This is a genomic window from Alloalcanivorax dieselolei B5 (assembly GCF_000300005.1).
GTDB lineage: Bacteria > Pseudomonadota > Gammaproteobacteria > Pseudomonadales > Alcanivoracaceae > Alloalcanivorax > Alloalcanivorax dieselolei.
The window spans coordinates 4,137,134-4,149,239 of record NC_018691.1 but is presented as its reverse complement, the minus strand read 5'-3'; the positions used below and the strand labels follow the sequence as shown (position 1 = coordinate 4,149,239).

Genomic DNA, 12,106 nt, shown 5'->3' with positions numbered 1-12,106 from the left:
TGGTCGTTCTGCGGCAATCTGGAAGGCGGGGTAAGAACCTTGGGCAAGCTGAGGGATTACCCCGCTTTCGATGCCGCCATGCTGGATTGAAGGCGCGGCAAAAACGCCGAGCGAACCCCCAGGGCTTTCATGGTCCAGTAGTGCCCGCTCACCACTCTCTCCACCAGTAATGTCCGGGAAGAGGGCTGAAATGTCAGCAGCGCCGACAGCGGCGTCTTGCGTACCGTTTCCACTATATCCAGGTGGACCCGGGCATCGGCGAAGTTGACCGGCTCGGGAGAAAATCCGCTCAATATCAAAGGCACCCAGCGATCGTAGAACCCCGGTGGTGGATGACTGTCGGGCCGTCGCGCGCCCAGCTCAATCAGGCCGGCATCGAGGTGCTGCCAGTCCCCTTTGGTGGCGGCGTTGATCACCTTGCCGAACAATTCGATATCCTCTTCGCTCAGTTGTTTCACCGCGCCAAAATCGTACATCACGATGCTGCCATCCCGGCGGAAAGCAAAATTGCCGGGATGAGGATCGCAATGCACTGTGCCCAGCTGAAAAATCTCCGCCGCCAGGGCGTCAAACAAGCGCTCGCCCAACTGATTGCGCAGCGGTTGGTCGAAGCCGTTCTCGTCGTTGACCTGGTGTAGAGGGATGCCGTCTTCACGGCTCAGGGTGAGTACTGTCTCACCGGACAGGGAAGCGTAGACCCGGGGAATCACCAGCCAGGGCTGATCACGATGGAACTCGCGCAGGAGATTCAAGTTGCGCGCTTCCTGATGGTAATCCAGTTCTTCGTTGAGTCGTGAACGGATCTCCTGAAACACGGCATCCAGAGCAGCTTCATTTACCTTGAGCAGGCTGCCGAGTTTGAGGATGCGTTTCAGATGGCGCATATCCGAATCGATGGAACGGCGCACGGCCGGATACTGCACCTTGACTACCACGGATTCTCCGTCCCGGGTAACCGCGTCATGGACCTGGCCGATGGAGGCGGCCGCGAACGGTGTTTCGGAAAACTCGCTGAAATGGTCGCCGAGTTTGCCGCCCAGGTGGGTTTCCAATTGCCGCCGGATAACGTGGAACGGCATTGGCGCGGAAGCGTTCTGCAGTACCGCCAATTGCTCACTGATTTCCTTGGGCAGGATGTCTTGCATCTGCGAGGCGATTTGTCCCACTTTCATCACCGCGCCTTTCATCTCTCCCAATGTAACCGCGACCTCCCGGCCAATATGGCGCATCAGGGCTTCGCGGTTGGTCTCTCGCAGAGCGTCATCCTGGAACCAGCTCTTGACCTGATGAGTGGCCACGCGAGTGGCGATGGAGGTGGTCATGCCCGTCAGCTTAAGCAGGCGTCCGCCGCCGGCAAGCGGGTTGCGGATTCGTTTGGCCACGGTGTCCTCCAGGGGATCACGACGGTGTCGGGGCTCCCATGGTGCTCTAATCCGGCGAGGAAGGCGATGGGGGGGACTGGTGCAAAAAAAGGGGCCGATATCGGCCCCAGGTAAGGAGAGAAGTGACAGAAAATCAGATTCAGGCGCGCTCTTTCTCGCCAGCGCTGACCAGCTCATCCAGCAGCTTCTGGCCCTGTTCGCGCACGGTGGAAACGGCGCCCACACCCGCTAACACGAACTCGTTGCTGCTTTCCGCTTTCTCGCCGCGCTCTTCTTTGCCGGCGGCAACCAGGTTTTCGTAAAGCGCCTGGCGTTTTTGCGGTGCCTCGTCGATCAGTTGACGGGCGCTCAGGAGCAAGCCACGGCTGGCCAGAGCCAGTTTTGATTTGCCTTCGGCCTCGTCGCCGTAGGCTTGAGCACCGGCGGACAGATAGTGTCCGTAGAGCGCCTCGGATTTCTCATTGGCCTTGCTGTAAGCACCCAGGCTGGCCAGATAGAGGGTGTTGGCCAGGCTTTTGGCACGGTTGACCAGGTTGGCCCGTTCTTCACGCAGTTCTTTCAACTCGCCCATGGATCGCCTCTCGTCAGCGGGTCTTTTGGGGATCGACAAACGCCTCGGCGTCGTCGGAGAAAAAGGTTTGGCGAGAACGATTCGCCAAAGTATGGGCCTAGAGTAAGGGGCGGCCAGGCACGATAAGGTTTTGATTGTCAGACAATAAAACAACGTCTGTTGCCCGGCCTTGTGATGCGTATCAACCTGGCCCCGCCAAGTCGCCCGTGGCAGAGATTTCAGACCGTCCGTACACTGCCTGAAGAATAAAATGTCGAGATGGATTCCATGAGTGAAGCGTTTATTGCCAAGGTGCCGGAGCGCATCTGGGCGGGGGGAAGGCCGGCTCGAGCCCGGCAATGGGAAGCGGAATTCAACGTGGCCTCCTGGGTGCGGGTGACCGGAGCCCGGGGCCGGGTGGAACTGCGTGTGTGTTGCCTGGATGAAAAGGGCGAGCAGGCGGTGGTGGTCGACTGCGCCGAGGTCCAGGGGGAAGGCAGCGCGCTGCTGTCCGGGGTGGTCAAACTCCGGCTCAGTGACAGCGTGGAGCAGATCCAGGTGACCCTGGGCCTGTCCGATCCGTCCATGCGCTATGTGGTGGAAGAGTTATACATGCAGCGCCGGGGCATGGCATTGGATCCCCAGGACAAGCTGATTTCCAACTACTAAGCCGTGCCGCCCGCGGTACGGCGGGGTTTGGTGCTGGCCGGTCGCGGCTGGGGCCGGGGCGTCTTGCGGTCTTGTTCCAGCAACGACTCCGGCCAGCAGTGGAAATCCAGACCGGTGACCCGGTTCAGGTTTTCCAGGGCGGTTTCGGGGTCGCGCTCTTCGAGGCGTATGACCTTGCTCATGATGTCTCACCTGATCGTCGTCTCCATTGAATAGCGAGAACCGTGCCAGCCTCTTCTTTCTGATTATTTCCTTCTAAATCAGAGGGATATGTTATTTGCCCCGGGCGCCCGATGAGCCGGCGCCGCGCCCTGTGGCAGGATGTGACGGTTTTTGCCAGCCACCCCGGCACTTGCGGACGGCGGCGTGACGGTCAGGAATCCAGGAAGAAATCCGGCAGCAGCTGATCATCGCTCAGCGACGGATCCACCTTGTAGCGGTCCAGGTCCACGCCTTCCGCCGCCAGGACCTCATCATCAATAAAGAAGTTGCCGCTGCACTGGTTCGCCGGCTGGACCAGGATGGCGTGGGCGGCGTCGGCCATGATGCTTGGCTGGCGTGATGCCTGCACCGACTGCTCGCCACCGAGGAGATTGCGTACCGCGGAGGTGTTGATGGCGGTGCGTGGCCACAGTGCGTTGACGCCCACCCGGTTCCGGTACTCATCCGCCAGGCCCAGCACGCACATGCTCATGCCGTACTTGGCCATGGTGTAGGCCAGGTGGCGACCGAACCAGGCCGGGTTCAGATTCAGCGGCGGTGACAACATCAGAATGTGAGGATTCTCCGCCTGGCGCAGCAGTGGCAGGCACAACCGGCTGGCGAGGAAGGTGCCGCGGGCGTTGACCTGATGCATCAGATCATAGGACTTCATGCTGGTGCTTTCGGTGGAAGTGAGCGAAATGGCGCTGGCGTTATTGACCAGAATGTCCAGGCCGCCAAACGTTTCCTCCGCTTGTTGTACCGCGTCCGCCACATCTTCCTCGTGGCGAATGTCCCCCACGCACACCAGGGTCTTGCCGCCGGCCTCCTGCATTTCCTCTGCGGCGGTATAAAGCGTGCCGGGCAGCTTTGGGTGGGGTTCGGCGGTTTTCGAAAACAACACGATATTGGCACCGTCGCGGGCGGCGCGCAGGCCTATGGCCTTGCCAATGCCACGGCTGGCGCCGGTGATGAACAGGGTTTTGCCGCTCAGTGTCGACATGGTGTTCTCCTTTATGCGTGCCAGGGGAGTTTTACAGAGTACGCCTGCTGCCGGAGAGGTGGAAAGAGGGGCGTCACGGTTGACCGCAGGTGCCCGCCCGGCGGGCTTCAGGGGCAATGCCGGCCGGGGAGAGGGCTGGGTATGGTGTGTAGGCCTGTCATTTCAGGCCAATGCAAGAGATCAAGACGGGAACGGCAAGATGACAATTCTAAAAATGAATCCCGAAGAGTACGCGGTGTCCGCGGAGTATCTGATTCCCTTCATGGAGGTGATGAAGAAACGCGGATTCAGCGAAGAGCAGCTGCTGGACGGAACCGGTGTTCGCCGGGGATGCTGGCGCGAGGCGAAATCACGGGTGTCGGCGACGCTGTTGCGGCGGGTGGCCCGGCGCGCCGTGATGCTGACCAACGAGCCCTGGCTCGGGTGGGAGCTGGGAGCGGCGACGCCGTTGTCTTCCCACGGTTTCCTTGGCTATGCGGCGATGAGCAGCGAAACCCTGGGGGACGCCATTGAACTGGCGGTGAAATTCTTCCGTATCCGCAGCACCCTGATTCAGCTCGAATCCTTTGTCGAAGGCGACTGGGCGGTGTTGCAGGTCAATGAAATGCTGTCTCTCGGTGATCTGGCGCCGTTGCTGACGGAGAGCCTGTTCTCCAGTTTCCATTTCATGGGGCTGCAAATGCTGCCGGAAGTGGAACTGTTCGGTGAGCTGCGCTTTTCCTATCCGGAGCCGGATTACTTTCAAAGGCTGCGGCCGCTGATTCCGGTGCCGGTGTATTTCGATTGCGCCTACAGTCAGATGCGCTTTCCCGCGGAGCGTTTGCAGTACCGGCTGCGCTTCGCGGATCCGCGCCTGTCGCGTCTGGCGGAGGTGCAGTGCGAGCAGGAACTGGCCCATATCAAGGCGCCGCCGCCGCTGTTGGGGCAGGTGCGCAGAATCATTCTGGCGCGCTCGGGCCGGTTCCCCGGCGTCGAGGAAGTGGCCAGTGAGTTGCACATGTCCTCGCGCACGCTCAAGCGCAAGCTGCAGCAACTGGGGACCAGCTACCAGACGCTGCTCGATGATCTGCGCAAGGGGCTGGCGGTGGAATACCTGTCACAAAGTCGTCGTTCGGTGGACGACATCGCCGCCGCGCTGGGTTATTCCGATGCCTCCAATTTCGCCCGTGCGTTCCGCCGCTGGACCGGCAAGAGCCCGTCGGACTATCGCGGCTAGGGCGCCGGGACTGTGGGGCGTGGCTGGTAAAACGGCCGCGCTCAATGAAGGATCAATGAGCTGATGGCCCCGCCGAGGGCGCCCAGCAGCAGTGTCAGGGTCGCCAGGAAACCAAGCAGGAAGCCAGTGCCGCGATCACGGGGCTGTTCCAGATAATGATTGAAGTAGAGCTGGCGGCCGATCAGGAACAGGCTGCCCACCACCGCCGCCGCGCGCGGCTCCAGGTACCAGCCACATAACCATAACGCGGGCAGGAACAGCACCAGCTGCTCCACCGTGTTGGCGTGGATCCGGTGACTGCGCTCGAACAGCTCGTGTCCGGCCACGGCCGGCGCGCGGATCTGATATTTGACCCGGGCCCGTCCCACCATAAAACTGAACAGGGCGCATTGCAGCAAGGCAAGCACCGTGACGATGGCCACCCATTCCATAACCGTCCCCCCAGACAGAAAAACATGTGTCGCCGCCAGTGGCGGCACAGCCTTGATAGGCTCTAATAATTTTGGCGTATCATGCTAGCCTGGATGGCGTGGTATAGCGAGCCGTGCCCATACCAAGTGGAGAGGTTATGACAGCGGTGATATTGCACGAACGTCTGGCGGCGGATACCGGCGCCGTGGCGGAGGATGAGTTTTGCTGGATTCGCTGGCTGCGTGACGGCCGCTTCCCCTGGTTGGTGGTGGTGCCGCGCCGGGCGGATATCCGGGAGTGGCACCAACTGGCGGAGGAGGAACAGCACCGTCTGCTGAGGGTGGTCAATGGATTGGCGGCGGAGTTGGAGCGGGTCACCGGTGCCGACAAGATCAATATCGGGGCGTTGGGGAACCTGGTACCCCAATTGCACGTGCATGTGATCGCTCGCTTCCGTGATGACCCTTGCTGGCCGGGGCCGGTATGGGGGCAGGGGGTGCCGCAGCCGGTGGAGCGGACGCCGCGGTGGCTGGCGCGGTTGGCGTTGCCGGAGGGAGTATGGACGCGCTGATCCCGGTACCGGTGCAGTGTCCCCATTGCTGGCAGTATTTCGATGCCCTGGTCGATGTGTCCCAGGGGGATCAGGAATACGTGGAGGACTGTCACGTTTGCTGCCAACCCCTGGTGCTGACCGTCTTCCTGCCGAACCCGGAGACGCCCGAGGTTTCGGTGCGGCCGGAGAATGAGTGATCCGTTTTATGGTTCATCACGGGTGAGCGAGAGGAATGGAGAGCATTCCTCCAGCGGGGGGATCTTCTTCGGAGCTCCGTAGCCGGGTCTTGCGGGTCCCCCGGGTGTCCATGACCCGCCGTAAACACTCCCCTTGCCAGAACAACACCCTTTCGAAAAGAACCTTTATCTGTGTGCCTGATCGCCTAGCGGTCAATATGCCCCAGAGAACGATCCGGGCAAGCGATATCGCGCACCCGGCGCTTTAACTCGGTAATCTCCGGAAAGCCGCCGTCCCGGGCCCGGTCCCAAACCAGGGTATCGTCCACGGTAACCTGGAACACGCCGCCGGTGCCCGGGCGCAGGGCAACCTCATCCAGTTCCTCGGAGAAGGTGGAGAGCAGCTCCTGGGCGTACCAGGCGGAGCGCAGCAGCCAGTTGCATTGGCGGCAGTAGTGAATGCTTACTTGGCCGGCCATGAAACCGTTTACTCGCTATCGCCGGGGAAGTCGGCGCCAGCCAGAAAGGCCAGCATTTCCGGATCCTGCAGCAGGCGCTCGATGGCTTTGGCCAGGATGTCGTTGATCATCTGCCGGTTTTGCGCCAGGGACGGCGTGAACGGCGTCTTGTGCTCCACGCTGCTCTTGTAAGTGCCGGTGTGCGTGGTCGGACCACGGCGGGCTTCCGCCTGCAGCACCAGGTTCAGGTCGACCCGGTTCACCACCGAGCCCGGTTCCGGAATATAGTCCAGCTGTTCCAGGCGGACTTCCAGAGTGGTGGCGTCTCCGCCGGGATTGAAGGCGTTGAAGCCCAGGCTCTGCAGGCCGTTGCGGACGGTGTCGGCGATCGCCGCCTTGATGTCGTTGCTGGGGATCAGCAGGGCGGTTTCGTCGTAAACGCCGCCGCGGCTGCCGAACTCATTCTTGCCGCGGGAATCGACGCCAACAACCTGTACTGAACGGTTATGGCCAACGTTGGAGGCTTTGACCTGCACTTGCGGGTCCACCTCAATGCGCTGCGGGCTCAGGGCACAGCCGCTCACAACCAGGGCGGCAATCAGAACGGTCAGTAGGGAACGCATGAGTCTTTCCTCATCTATCTCGGTTCAGGGCTCTAATGGGTCCGTTTCAGGGATTCCAATGCCAGGGTTTGCAGAGCCTCTTTATAACGGGACTCGGGCACGGTCTCCAGTGCCGCCAGGGCGAGCCGGGTCTGTTCCTCGGCCACCGCCACGGTGTGGCTGAGGCCGCCGGAGTCACGCACGATGTGGATGATGTCCTGCAGGCGGTCCAGACCGCCAGTGCGGATGGCGTCCTTGATCAGTTTGGCCTGCTCCGGAGAGCCGCTGCGAATGGTGTGGATCAGCGGCAGGGTGGGTTTGCCTTCGGCCAGGTCGTCGCCCACGTTCTTGCCCAGTTCTTCCACATCGCCCTGATAGTCGAGCACGTCATCCACCAACTGAAAAGCAATGCCCAGGTGGCGGCCGAAGGTGGCGAAGGCCTCGGCCTGATCCCGTCCTTCGGTGGCGCCCAGCACGGCCCCGGTCTCCGCCGCGGATTCGAACATCTTCGCGGTCTTGTGGTGGATCACCCGCATATAGCTTTCTTCGCTGGTATCCGGGTCGCGGCAGTTGATTAACTGCAAGACCTCGCCCTCGGAGATGGTGTTGGTGCTCAGGGACAGGATTTCCAGCAGCCGCTGATCTTCCAGCGCCACCATCAACTGGAACGAGCGCGAGATCAGGAAATCGCCCACCAGCACGCTGGCAGCGTTGCCCCATACCGCGTTGACGGTGGGGCGGCCGCGGCGCAGGCCGGATTCGTCCACCACATCGTCATGGAGCAGGGTGGCGGTATGCAATAATTCGATGACCGCGGCAACATTGACGTGCTTGTCGCCGGAATAGCCGGCGGCGCGGGCGCAGAGCAGACACACCAAGGGGCGCAGACGCTTGCCGCCGGATTGGATAATGTACTCGCCGACCTCGCGGATCAGGGGAACATCCGTATCCAAATGGTGTTGGATGAAGCTGTTGACCGCCTCGAAATCGTCGGCGACGTTGGAACTGATGGCCTTAAAATCCATGGGGCAGCAATCCAGCAGAATGAGCGCGAACAGCGGGCAATGCTAGCAGGGGGCGGCGGGCAGTCAAGAAAAGCCGGAGGCGGGCAGCCGATGGCCACCGTTCGACGGCGCCGGGCTTGAGTCGCGGCCTGCTTTGACGTACACTTCGCGGCCCTTTTTAGTCATCGTCCAACGGGCCCCCAAAGTGACCCCTGTCTCCTGTCGTATGGACAAGATAGGCAAGTCCGCCCGCGAGGATCATCTGGAGTAAGACGGATGTACGCAGTCATCAAAACCGGTGGCAAACAGTACCGCGTGGAGGAAGGTGATATCCTTCGCGTGGAAAAAATCGAAGTGGGCACCGGTGATACCATCGATTTCGACCAGGTTCTGCTGGTTGCCGATGGCGACGACATTAAAGTAGGTCAGCCGCTGGTGGAAGGCGCCAAGGTCAGCGCCGAAGTGGTCGAGCAGGGCCGCCACAAGAAAATTCATGTGGTCAAGTTCCGCCGCCGCAAGCATCACCGCAAGCAACAAGGCCATCGTCAGTGGTACACGGCGGTGAAAATTACCGGGATCCAGGGCTGATTCTGGTCAAGGCAGGAGGATTGAGACATGGCACATAAAAAAGCCGGTGGTAGTACTCGTAACGGTCGCGATTCCGAAAGTAAACGCCTTGGCGTGAAGCGCTATGGTGGCCAGCTGGTTCAGGCGGGCGAGATCATCGTTCGTCAGCGTGGCACCCGTTTCCATGCTGGTGTGAATACCGGTATCGGTAAAGACCACACCATCTTCGCCAAGGCTGAAGGTCGCGTTAAGTTTCAGGTGAAAGGCCCGAACAACCGCAAATATGTGGTGATCGAACCGGTCGCCTGATCCCCGCGGATCGGCCTGAAAAACCCCGCGAGGTTCACTCCCGCGGGGTTTTTTATGGCCGCCATACAGGTGGCCAGCCTGCGCGCTGTCGCGGCGGTGAATTCACCTTGCGCCTCGCGTTAAACTATCCCTTACGATTTCCAAGAGTCCTTCACCATGCAATTCGTCGACGAAGCCACCATTGATGTCCATGCGGGCAAGGGCGGTGATGGCTGTCTGAGTTTCCGTCGTGAGAAATATGTGGAATTCGGCGGCCCCGACGGCGGCGATGGCGGGGCCGGCGGACATGTGTTCGTGCGGGCCGACAGCAATCTCAACACCCTGGTGGATTACCGCTACGAACGCATTTTCAAGGCGCGTAATGGTGAGCCCGGCAAGGGGCGCCAGATGACCGGTAAATCCGCGGATCACGTGGTTCTCACCGTGCCGGTGGGGACCACCATCATTGATGTGGATACCGACGAGGTGCTGGCGGACCTGGCCGGGGATGGTGATCAGGCGATGGTGGTGCGTGGCGGCCGTGGCGGCCTTGGCAACGTGCACTTCAAGAGCAGCACCAACCAGGCGCCGCGCAAGACCACCAAAGGTACCCCGGGCGAATCTCGGCGTCTGCGGCTGGAGCTGAAAGTGCTGGCGGATGTGGGGCTGCTGGGCATGCCCAACGCCGGCAAGAGCACCCTGATCCGCGCCATTTCCGCGGCCAAGCCCAAGGTGGCGGATTATCCGTTCACCACCCTGGTGCCGAATCTGGGGGTGGTGAAGGTGGACCGCTATCGCAGCTTCGTGGTGGCGGACATTCCCGGCCTGATCGAGGGCGCGGCGGAGGGGGCGGGTCTCGGTATCCGCTTCCTCAAGCATCTGGCGCGTACCCGGTTACTGTTGCATGTGGTGGATATCGCCCCGATGGACGGTGATCCGGCCGATCATGTCGATGCCATCGCCGATGAGCTGGACCGCTTCTCTCCGGCGCTGGCCGAGCAGGAGCGCTGGCTGGTATTCAACAAGATCGATCTGATGGCCGACGACGAGGCTCGTGAGCGGGCCGATGCCATCGTCGAGGAGCTGGGTTGGGAAGGGCCGGTGCATTTGATTTCCGCCGCCGCCGGAGTCGGCTGCGAGGAATTGGTGTACGCGCTGATGAACGCCCTGGAGGATCGCCGGCGGCTTGAGGAAGAGGATCCGGAGTACGCGGCCGGGCAGCGGGAGCTGCGCTCACGCCTGGAGCAGGAGGCGCGCGAACGGGTTCAGGAGATCAAGCAGGAAAACCGGCGCCGCCGTGACGACAATGATGACGACGACGATGACGATGACCACGATGTGGAGATCGTCTACGAGCAATAGATCGTAAACAGGCTCTTAAGGACGACGGTGCACCATGGCGCGACGCGCACGTTGGGTAGTGAAAATCGGCAGCGCCCTGCTGACCAATGATGGCAAGGGTTTGGACCGGCAGCTGATGCAGCAGTGGGTGGATCGCCTGGTGCGGCTCATGGACCAGGAGGTCGATCTGGTGGTGGTGTCCTCCGGCGCCGTCGCCGAGGGAATGACCCGGCTGGGCTGGCAGCGCCGGCCCGAGTCCATTCACGAGTTGCAGGCCGCCGCCGCGGTGGGGCAGATGGGGCTGGTGCGGGCCTGGGAAGCCTGTTTCCGCCGGCATGACCGGCACACCGCTCAGGTGCTGCTGACCCATGATGATTTATCCGACCGCAAACGTTATCTCAATGCCCGTGCCACCCTGTTGACCCTGCTGGGGCTGTCGGTGGTGCCGGTGGTGAATGAGAACGATACCGTGGTCACCGACGAATTCCGCTTTGGTGACAATGACACCCTGGCGGCGCTGGTGGCCAATCTGGTGGAGGCGGAGCGCCTGGTGATCCTCACCGACCAGGAAGGGCTTTATGACGCCGATCCCAGGCAAAAACCGGATGCCAAACTGATCCGCGAGGCCCGCGCCTCGGATCCCGCCATTGTCGGTATGGCGGGCGGTGGCGGTTCCGGATTGGGACGGGGTGGCATGGCCACGAAGGTGCGGGCGGCGCGGCTGGCGGCCCGCTCCGGCACCATTACCACCATCGCTTCCGGGCGCAGTCCCGATGTGATCGAAGCGTTGGGCGCCGGGCAGGCGCCCGGTACCACGCTGATGCCGGACACCTCGCCGCTCAATGCTCGTAAACAGTGGCTGGCCGGGCATCTGCGCATGCGTGGGAGGCTGATTCTCGACGACGGCGCGGTGCGCCGCCTGCGGCAGGCCGGTTCCAGTTTATTGCCGGTGGGTGTGGTGGACGTGTTCGGGCAGTTTTCCCGGGGCGAGATGGTGGTCTGCGAAAGCGAGCAAGGGGAGAGGGTGGCCTGCGGGCTGGTCAACTACGACGCCGCCGACGCACGCCGGATTTGCCGCAAGAAAAGCTCGGAGATCGCCGGGGTGCTCGGTTATATGAACGAGGAAGAGCTGGTGCACCGGGACAATATGGTGGTGTTCGGATAGTGTGGAAATGAGGGGGCGCCAGCAGGGACGGCGGCCATAAAAAAACCGACCGAAGCCGGTTTTTTTATGGAACGCTAGACTCAGGCGGCGGACATGGCCTTGATCTTGGCGTTCAGGCGGCTCTTGTGGCGAGCTGCCTTGTTAGCGTGAAACTTACCCTTACGGGTGGCCTTGTCCAGCACGGAAGTCGCCGTTTTGTAAGCTTCCTGAGCGGCGCCTTGGTCGCCGGACGCAATGGCCGCGTTCACCTTTTTCAGGTAGGTGCGCACCATGGAACGCATCGCTGCGTTATGCTGACGACGCTTTTCCGCCTGACGCGCACGCTTGCGTGCTTGCGGTGAGTTAGCCAAGGTCCTGCTCCTATAAAATCGGTAGTCTGTATTCAGTTCTGTATTCGGTACTGCCCGCGGCTACAAGCGGCCATGGGTTTTAAAGACGCGCAACTATGCCTATCCGAAACGCGCTTGTCAATGGGAACTGGCGCCCCGGCGGTGCATTCGCTACGCTTGCCCGGCTTTTG

General features: G+C 61.5%; 17 protein-coding genes. 8 read left to right on the top strand and 9 right to left on the bottom strand.

Annotated features, from left to right (window positions below):
* Positions 1-56: 56 nt before the first annotated feature.
* Both B5T_RS18505 and B5T_RS18500 read right to left on the bottom strand, forming a co-directional pair.
* The gene (locus B5T_RS18505) at positions 57-1,382 is read right to left on the bottom strand and encodes an ABC1 kinase family protein (RefSeq protein WP_014996060.1); all 1,326 of its coding nucleotides are present in this window, start codon (positions 1,380-1,382) and stop codon (positions 57-59) included.
* A gap of 139 nt (positions 1,383-1,521) precedes the next feature.
* The gene (locus tag B5T_RS18500; protein WP_014996059.1) at positions 1,522-1,953 is read right to left on the bottom strand and encodes a hypothetical protein; all 432 of its coding nucleotides are present in this window, start codon (positions 1,951-1,953) and stop codon (positions 1,522-1,524) included.
* A 267-nt stretch (positions 1,954-2,220) separates the two neighbouring features.
* Here B5T_RS18500 and B5T_RS18495 point away from each other — a divergent pair, with 267 nt between their 5' ends.
* Complete coding sequence (locus tag B5T_RS18495) at positions 2,221-2,601, top strand: hypothetical protein (RefSeq protein WP_014996058.1); 381 nt, start codon at positions 2,221-2,223, stop codon at positions 2,599-2,601.
* On the opposite strand, the gene B5T_RS18490 is transcribed toward B5T_RS18495, so the two are convergent.
* Positions 2,598-2,783 (bottom strand): hypothetical protein, encoded by a 186-nt coding sequence (locus B5T_RS18490; RefSeq protein ID WP_014996057.1) that lies wholly within the window; start codon positions 2,781-2,783, stop codon positions 2,598-2,600. The two genes, B5T_RS18495 and B5T_RS18490, sit on opposite strands and share 4 nt — an antisense overlap.
* A gap of 191 nt (positions 2,784-2,974) precedes the next feature.
* Complete coding sequence (locus B5T_RS18485) at positions 2,975-3,805, bottom strand: SDR family oxidoreductase (RefSeq protein WP_014996056.1); 831 nt, start codon at positions 3,803-3,805, stop codon at positions 2,975-2,977.
* Between the two features lie 199 nt (positions 3,806-4,004).
* On the opposite strand from B5T_RS18485, the gene B5T_RS18480 reads away from it, so the two are divergent.
* Entirely contained in the window at positions 4,005-5,021 is a 1,017-nt protein-coding gene (locus B5T_RS18480) for an AraC family transcriptional regulator (RefSeq protein WP_014996055.1), read from the top strand.
* A gap of 41 nt (positions 5,022-5,062) precedes the next feature.
* Here B5T_RS18480 and B5T_RS18475 read toward each other — a convergent pair whose 3' ends face one another.
* Entirely contained in the window at positions 5,063-5,452 is a 390-nt protein-coding gene (locus B5T_RS18475; RefSeq protein WP_014996054.1) for an MAPEG family protein, read from the bottom strand.
* A 137-nt stretch (positions 5,453-5,589) separates the two neighbouring features.
* Between B5T_RS18475 and B5T_RS18470 the strand changes: the two genes are divergently transcribed.
* Together B5T_RS18470 and B5T_RS18465 are read left to right on the top strand one after the other, a co-directional pair.
* Positions 5,590-6,003, top strand: coding sequence for an HIT family protein (locus B5T_RS18470; protein ID WP_014996053.1), 414 nt, complete (start codon positions 5,590-5,592; stop codon positions 6,001-6,003).
* Positions 5,991-6,182, top strand: a complete 192-nt coding sequence (locus B5T_RS18465) for a CPXCG motif-containing cysteine-rich protein (RefSeq protein ID WP_014996052.1) — start codon at positions 5,991-5,993, stop codon at positions 6,180-6,182. Before B5T_RS18470 ends, B5T_RS18465 begins: the two co-directional genes overlap by 13 nt.
* Before the next feature lie 185 nt (positions 6,183-6,367).
* Here B5T_RS18465 and B5T_RS18460 read toward each other — a convergent pair whose 3' ends face one another.
* Genes B5T_RS18460 through B5T_RS18450 form a run of 3 tightly spaced genes read right to left on the bottom strand, consistent with a single transcriptional unit; the run spans position 6,368 to position 8,246 of the window.
* Positions 6,368-6,640, bottom strand: coding sequence for a SelT/SelW/SelH family protein (locus tag B5T_RS18460; protein WP_014996051.1), 273 nt, complete (start codon positions 6,638-6,640; stop codon positions 6,368-6,370).
* Between the two features lie 8 nt (positions 6,641-6,648).
* Entirely contained in the window at positions 6,649-7,242 is a 594-nt protein-coding gene (locus tag B5T_RS18455; RefSeq protein ID WP_014996050.1) for a YajG family lipoprotein, read from the bottom strand.
* Between the two features lie 32 nt (positions 7,243-7,274).
* Positions 7,275-8,246, bottom strand: a complete 972-nt coding sequence (locus tag B5T_RS18450; protein WP_014996049.1) for a polyprenyl synthetase family protein — start codon at positions 8,244-8,246, stop codon at positions 7,275-7,277.
* 255 nt (positions 8,247-8,501) lie between these two features.
* Between B5T_RS18450 and rplU the strand changes: the two genes are divergently transcribed.
* The 4 genes from rplU (at position 8,502) to proB (ending at position 11,586) form a co-directional block, all read left to right on the top strand.
* Entirely contained in the window at positions 8,502-8,813 is a 312-nt protein-coding gene (gene rplU, locus B5T_RS18445; RefSeq protein WP_014996048.1) for a 50S ribosomal protein L21, read from the top strand.
* A gap of 27 nt (positions 8,814-8,840) precedes the next feature.
* Entirely contained in the window at positions 8,841-9,101 is a 261-nt protein-coding gene (rpmA, locus tag B5T_RS18440) for a 50S ribosomal protein L27 (RefSeq protein WP_014996047.1), read from the top strand.
* A 156-nt stretch (positions 9,102-9,257) separates the two neighbouring features.
* The gene (cgtA, locus tag B5T_RS18435) at positions 9,258-10,442 is read left to right on the top strand and encodes an Obg family GTPase CgtA (RefSeq protein WP_014996046.1); all 1,185 of its coding nucleotides are present in this window, start codon (positions 9,258-9,260) and stop codon (positions 10,440-10,442) included.
* A 34-nt stretch (positions 10,443-10,476) separates the two neighbouring features.
* A complete protein-coding gene (gene proB, locus B5T_RS18430) occupies positions 10,477-11,586 on the top strand; it encodes a glutamate 5-kinase (RefSeq protein WP_014996045.1) in 1,110 nt (369 codons plus the stop codon).
* 80 nt (positions 11,587-11,666) lie between these two features.
* Here the strand turns inward: proB and rpsT are convergent, their stop codons facing one another.
* Positions 11,667-11,936 carry a 30S ribosomal protein S20 gene (rpsT, locus tag B5T_RS18425; RefSeq protein WP_026949548.1) on the bottom strand — a complete coding sequence of 90 codons (270 nt, stop codon included), beginning with the start codon at positions 11,934-11,936 and terminating at the stop codon, positions 11,667-11,669.
* Between the last annotated feature and the right edge of the window lie 170 nt (positions 11,937-12,106).